The sequence below is a fragment of the Marivita sp. genome, assembly GCF_051251565.1.
Classification (GTDB): domain Bacteria; phylum Pseudomonadota; class Alphaproteobacteria; order Rhodobacterales; family Rhodobacteraceae; genus Marivita.
The window spans coordinates 1-3,031 of sequence record NZ_JBPOFB010000050.1; the positions used below are offsets into that span (position 1 = coordinate 1).

General features: G+C 59.9%; 3 protein-coding genes. All 3 read right to left on the minus strand.

Features of this window, described 5'->3' with window-relative positions; translation table 11 throughout:
* Positions 1–4 precede the first annotated feature (4 nt).
* From ACSHXH_RS19120 to ACSHXH_RS19130, 3 genes are read right to left on the minus strand one after another with little or no spacing between them, the layout of a single operon-like run.
* A complete protein-coding gene (locus ACSHXH_RS19120; protein WP_435673393.1) occupies positions 5–928 on the minus strand; it encodes a TauD/TfdA family dioxygenase in 924 nt (307 codons plus the stop codon).
* Complete coding sequence (locus ACSHXH_RS19125) at positions 921–1,889, minus strand: aldo/keto reductase (RefSeq protein ID WP_435673394.1); 969 nt, start codon at positions 1,887–1,889, stop codon at positions 921–923. The genes ACSHXH_RS19120 and ACSHXH_RS19125 overlap by 8 nt, the downstream gene beginning before the upstream one ends.
* A gap of 15 nt (positions 1,890–1,904) precedes the next feature.
* Positions 1,905–2,984 carry a Gfo/Idh/MocA family protein gene (locus ACSHXH_RS19130; RefSeq protein WP_435673395.1) on the minus strand — a complete coding sequence of 360 codons (1,080 nt, stop codon included), beginning with the start codon at positions 2,982–2,984 and terminating at the stop codon, positions 1,905–1,907.
* Between the last annotated feature and the right edge of the window lie 47 nt (positions 2,985–3,031).

A 3,031-nucleotide genomic window follows, 5' to 3' on the forward strand; every position in this document is an offset into this window, starting at 1 on the left:
GGTCTTAGGCAATCAGTGAAGCCAGGACCCGCCGCTTGCCCTCGAATGGGCGGCGGCCATGCATGACCAGACAGTTGTCGATCAACGCGACATCGCCCGGCTGCCACGCCAGATCATGGGTCAGCTCATCAGCGATGGCGATGGCCGGGGCCATGTCTGCGCCAGTGATCGGTGTGCCATCGCCAAAAGTAATTGCGCGGTTTGGATCGTTGCGGCTGTCGGCCCATCCGCGAAACGCGGCGATAAGCTGGTTGAAGAATGTCCGCCTGCCATCAGGCAGTGCGCGCACCGCATCCAGCACCGGCGTTGTCGCACCCAGTGATCCGTCTTCTTGCCAGTCCCAGCTGTAGCCCAGCTGCGCCAACCGCGCCTCTGCCCCCGCCCGATCTGCCGCGCTCAACGTGCTGCGCCAGCTTCGCCCTTGGCCTGAACCGGCATCGTCGTCGCCTGGCATGACATTGGTGTAGCGCACGCCATGCTGCTTCACGCGCGAGACAAAGTCTGGTGCTTGCTCCGCCAGTCGCTCCAACACCCAGTCAGACCGGCACAGCGGCGTTGCCCCGCCATTTTCGGCAGCGATTTCGCAATAGAAGAACAGCTTCGCCGGATAGAGCGGGGTCTGCGCCATTTCGTGATGCAGGAAAATCTCAGTCGTGGGCGGGGCTTCGTTGGCGGTGAAGACGCGCGGAGTGACGTTCGTTCGCACCGCGTTGCTGAGCGAATCTTCATAGGTAAATCCGGGTTCGCCATATCCCTCTACCGCCGCATCGAACGCTTGCGGATCAGGCACGTCAAACCCGCGAAACAGCAGCGCGCCTGCATCAGACAGTGCTGCATCGACCGCAGCCTTGTTCGCGCCCAAGAACGCAGCCAAATCCCCGCCGCCGGGGATCACTCCGGGGAATTCGTTCTGCGACATATCAGTCATAGATCGGGTTGAACGTGCCAAACGCGGCCTCGGCAAAGACGCCCGGATCGTTGAAGCGGCGGTTTTCGTTGAGCGAGCTGATTGCTGCCATTTCGAGCTGCGTCAGTTCAAAATCATCGATCGCTAGGTTTTCCTGCATCCGCTCTGGCTTAGTCGTTTTGGGAATAATCGACGTGCCGCGTTGCACGGCCCACCGCAGCAAGACCTGCGCAGAAGTTTTGCCATTGGCCTGCGCCGCGACCATAACCGGGGCAGTACCCAGCAGGCTTTCGCGCGCTTCGGCCATGCCCAGCTCAAAATAGCTTTGCGCGCCCAGCGGAGAGAATGCGGTGACGTCGATCCCATAGTCCTCCGCCAGCCGGATCAGCTTGTCCTGCGTCAAATAGGGGTGAGCTTCGATCTGGAGCATACTCGGTTTGATCCGCGCATAGGTCATCAGATCATGGATCAGCGCGGAATTATAATTGCAAACGCCGATTTCCTTCACGAGGCCTTTGTCGACCAAAGCCTCCATCGCTTTCCATGTTTCGTGCAGCGGCACTGCGGCTCGCTTCATGCCTGCATCTGGCCCGTCATCAGGCGCGTCGGGATCGTACAACCATTCGGGCGGATAGCGCGTGTCGATCGGCACATATTCCAGCGCAATGGGAAAATGGATCAGGTAGAGGTCAAGATAATCGAGCTGAAGGTCGGCGAGCGATTTGCGGCAGGCTTCCTCAACGTGTTCGGGCGCGTGGAACGTGTTCCACAGCTTGGACGTGACCCACAAATCGTCGCGCGTCACCAGACCTTCGGAAATCGCCTGCGCCAAGCCTTCACCGGTCTCAACTTCGTTGGCGTAGTCGGCCGCGCTGTCGAAGTGGCGATATCCTGCGCGGATCGCCTCGACGACGCTGGCGGCGGTGTCCTCGCGCGGGATTTTCCATAGGCCAAAGCCGATTGGGGGCATTTCGGGGTGCATGTCAGTTCCGGTCCCTTATTGAGTGTCCAGAAATTGAATATCGACCGGTAGGCCGGTGGTGATGCTTTGCTGTGCTGCGGCTCCGATCACAACGGATCGGTATCCATCGCGCGCTGTGATTAGCGGCGGAGTGCCTTCCACCAATGCCGTGTCAAAATCGCGCAGTTGATAGAATGTCGCGCCGTGATGGCTGCCCGCGTCGAGCGCGTCCTGCGGAGTGTCGACCGTTTCAACCATTGGCCCAGCCTTGTCGCGCGGCGACCAAGTCACTTCGCCAATAGGAAGCTTCACTTCTATCTTCCCCACCGTACCAACCGCGCTGATTTCTTCCTGCTGCTCGGACCCTTCGGCGAACATGCACAGGTCCAGCACCGCGCGCGCTCCGCCTGCGAAATCGACCAGTACATAGGCGTTGTCGATAATGTCGGGGGTCTCCCCGTCATAGCGCTCATCGAGGTGGTTTACGTCCTGCCCGCCGCTGGCGAAAACGCGCACCGGCTCATCGCGCAGGATGTGGCGCATCAGGTCAAAGAAGTGGCAGCATTTCTCAACCAGCGTCCCGCCAGTGTTGCGGTTGAACCGGTTCCAGTCGCCGACTTTCTCAAGAAACGGGAAGCGGTGTTCGCGGATGGCGAGCATTTTGACATCGCCAGCTTCACCCGCATGGAGGCGCTGCGTAAATCGCGTGACGGGCGGCATATAGCGATACTCAAGGCCAACCCAGAACAGGTTGTCGTAATCCTGCACCTTCTCCCAAAGCACCAATGCTTCATCGACAGCGGTGCACATCGGCTTTTCCATAAGCACTGCGCAGCCTGCGTCCATAATCGGGCGGGCGATGTCGAAATGAGTGAAATTGGGCGCGGCGACGATGACGGCATCGGGCTTTGCCTCGGCCAGCATTTCGGCGGTGTCTTCGAAGAGCCGGACAGTCTGACCCAGTGCATCTGCTTGCTGCTTCGCGGCTTTGAGCGAACCGGCATCGGGATCAGCAATCGCAATCAGATCAGCCCCCGGCACCAGTGCGATATTGCGCATATGCTCGCGCCCCATCATGCCGCAGCCGATTATCGCATAGGTTTTGCGTGTGCTCATGCTGCGCGCTCATGTGCTGGCGCGCCTTTGTTGGCAAGGGGTGGGTT